This is a genomic window from Nocardia vaccinii NBRC 15922, from assembly GCF_001613305.1.
GTDB lineage: Bacteria > Actinomycetota > Actinomycetes > Mycobacteriales > Mycobacteriaceae > Nocardia > Nocardia vaccinii.
The window spans coordinates 1-3,481 of the sequence record NZ_BDCC01000113.1 but is presented as its reverse complement, the minus strand read 5'-3'; the positions used below and the strand labels follow the sequence as shown (position 1 = coordinate 3,481).

Here is a 3,481-nt window from a genome sequence, read left to right as displayed (position 1 = left end):
TGTGGATTGGTCTTCGGGTGCGGTCTCGTTGCTGAGCGAGTCTCGGGAGTGGCCGGAGACCGGTGCACCGCGTCGCGCGGGTGTGTCGTCGTTCGGGATCAGCGGAACGAACGCACATGTGATCCTGGAACAGGCACCTGATGACGTATCCGGTGGTGTCGGGCCCGATGACGCTGATGCCGGTAATTCCGGATCATCCCGCGCTGTGCACGGGGCGGAAGCCGGTCACGCGGGTTCGCAGGCATTGCCGTGGGTGCTGTCGGCGAAAACCGCCGAGGCGTTGGCCGGACAGGCGAGCCGACTGCTGGAACATGCGCGGCGGCATCCGGGCTCGACTGCGTCCGATATCGGCTTCTCCCTGGTCGGCCGATCGGTATTCGGACATCGCGCGGTGGTTGTCGGCGGCGACCGTGTGGAGCTGATGCGTGGGCTGGCCGGGCTGGTCGACGGCGAGCCGGGCCGGAATGTGGTTCATGGCCGGGCCGATACGGCAGGTCGGACGGTGTTCGTATTTCCCGGCCAGGGTTCGCAGTGGGTGGGAATGGGGGTAGAGCTGCTGGAAAGTTCGCCGGTATTCGCCGAGCAGATGAATGCTTGTGCCGCTGCGCTTTCGGAGTTCGTGGACTGGTCTTTGCTCGATGTGTTGCGTGGTGCGAACGGTGCGCCGGGGCTGGATCGTGTGGATGTGGTGCAGCCGGTGTTGTTTGCGGTGATGGTGTCGTTGGCTCATCTGTGGCGGTCGGTGGGGGTGTGTCCGGATGCGGTGATCGGGCATTCGCAGGGGGAGATCGCGGCGGCGTTTGTGGCGGGTGCGTTGTCGTTGCGTGATGCGGCGCGTGTGGTGGCGTTGCGGAGTCGGTTGTTGGTGGGGTTGTCGGGTTCGGGTGGGATGGTGTCGGTGGCCTGCGCCGCCGAGCAGGCGCGCGATCTGGTGCGGGCCGGGGGCGATGCGCTGAGTATCGCTGCGGTCAACGGCCGTTCGGCGGTGGTGGTATCGGGAAGTCCGGCTGCGCTGGGAGAGTTGTTGGCGGAGTGCGAGATTCGCGGAATCCGGGCGCGGCGCATCGACGTGGATTATGCCTCGCATTCGAGCCGGGTCGAGTCCATCCGGGATGGGCTGGTCGAGGTCTTGTCGGGGATCACACCACGATCGTCGGAGATCGCGTTCTTCTCCACGGTGACGGGAAGTGTTTGCGACACAGCGCTTCTGGACGGCGAGTACTGGTATCGCAATATTCGGCAGACAGTGGAGTTCGAAGCCGCGGTGCGTGCGGCATGCGGGCAGGGGTATCGGGTGTTCGTCGAATCGAGCCCGCATCCGGTGCTGGTCGGTGGTATCGAGGACACGGTCGGTGAATGTGTCGACGACGGTAGGGCCGTGGTCGTTCCATCGCTGGGACGTGGCGAGGGCGGGCTCGATCGGTTCCTGATTTCCGTCGCCCAGGCCCACGTGCGTGGTGTGGCGGTGGAATGGAATGCGGTATTCGCCGGGGCCCGTTCTCGTCGTGTTCCTTTGCCGTCGTACGCCTTTCAACGGCGGCGGTACTGGCTTCCCGGTGGTGGCGCCGGGTCGGGTACCGGTCACTCCGGAGCTGTGCTGTCGGGCGCGATCGACCAGCCCGATTCCGCGCTCATCGGGACCGGTGCGGACAACATGTTCGAACTGGAGTGGTCGCCCACTCACGCGGTGCGGGGTCATACCGCAGAATTGACGGTGCTGACCTGGGAAGTCTTCGAAAAGCGCGAAAGCATTCCGCCAATGGCGGATGTCGCGGCCGCACCCGCGGGGGGCGCGGAGATCCCTCGGGGTGCGGCTGCGCCGGATGCCGGCGCCGCATGGGGCGGGGCTGGTCCGGATGCGGTGGTGTTGGACGTGCGCGCGTCGGGCGGCGACGTGGTGTCCGAGGTCTACGCCGCGGTACACCGCGTGCTCGGTGTAGTGCAATCGGCACTGGCGCGGGAGCTTTCGTGTCCCTTGGTGATTGTGACGCACGGCGCGATCGGGCTACCCGGCGAGGACGTCACCGATTTGGCCGGCGCGGCCGTGTGGGGCCTGGCCCGGTCAGCGCAATCGGAGCATCCCGGCCGAATCATTCTGGCGGACACCGATTCCGATGTCGATGCGGCCGCGGTCCTGGCAGTAGGAGAACCACAGGTACTGCTCCGCTCCGGAATCAGCTACAAGGCTCGCTTGGCGCGGACCGTCGATGAAACGCCAACGACAGCGGCGAAATTCGATCCGGCAGGCACGGTACTGATCACCGGCGGCACCGGTATGGCCGGTGCCGCGCTGGCACGGCATCTGGTGGCCGAGCACGGTGCGCGAAATCTGCTGCTGGTCAGCCGGCGCGGCGGGGAGGCCGACGGCGCGCCCGAACTCGTCGCGGAGTTGACCGCATCGGGCGCGCGGGTGCGGGCGGCGGTGTGCGATGTGGCCGATCGGGAGGCGTTGGCGCGGTTGTTGGCCGCCTTGCCCGCGCAGGCGCCCTTGTCCGCGGTGATCCACGCGGCCGGTGTACTCGACGATGCGGTGATCGGTTCGTTGACCGCTGAGCGTGTCGATACGGTACTGCGCGCGAAGGTCGACGGTGCGTGGAATCTGCACGAGTTGACCCGCGACATGAATCTCCCGGTCTTCGTGCTGTTTTCATCGATGGCGGGCACAGTGGGCCCGCCGGGCCAAGGCAATTACGCCGCCGCGAACGCGTTTCTGGACGGCCTGGCGACCCACCGCCGAGCACAGGGTTCGCCGGCTTCGTCGTTGGCGTGGGGATTGTGGGCTCAGGCCAGCGGCATGACCGGCCAACTGCGCGCCGAGGACCGGGCTCGGATGAGTCGCAGTGGCCTGGTGGCGATGTCGTCGCGGGAAGCGGTCGAATTGTTCGACGCCGCGTTGCGAATCGATCGACCGTGTCTGGCGCCGGCGCGCATCGATGTGGCCGGAGTGCGCTCCCAGGCCGTCGCTGGTGTCCTCGCGCCGTTGTTCGCGGATCTGGTCCGCGATCCGTCGGACCGATCGGCGGATGCCGAGGAATCCGTGCTCGTACGGCGTTTGCGCGAATCGACCGAGGACGAGCAGTATGCCGCGCTGCTGCGAGTGATCAGGTCGCACACCGCCGTCGTCCTGGGACATACCGGCCCCGACGATATCGACCCGGATACCGCCTTCCAGGACTTGGGATTCCGATCACTGACGGCGATCGAATTCGGTAACCGGCTCAAAGCCGTGACCGGGCTGGCCTTGTCGTCCACGCTCATCTTCGACTATCCGACTCCCGCCGCGCTCGCCCGGCACCTGCGAGAGCAGATCATGGGAGTGCGGGATCAGGGGCTGCGCCCCTCGCTGGTTCGTCCGGTGGTCGACGAACCGATCGCGATCGTGGGTTCGGGATGCCGGTTCCCAGGCGGTGTGGCGTCTCCGGACGACCTGTGGGAGTTGATTTTCGACGGCGGCGAAGTGGTGTCCGGATTCCCGTCGGAT

The 3,481-nt window shown here is 66.8% G+C and carries 1 protein-coding gene; it reads left to right on the top strand.

Going from position 1 to position 3,481, the window contains the following annotated elements:
- The coding region (locus NV1_RS41495; protein WP_157117783.1) for a type I polyketide synthase at positions 1 to 3,481 on the top strand (3,481 nt) is incomplete at both ends.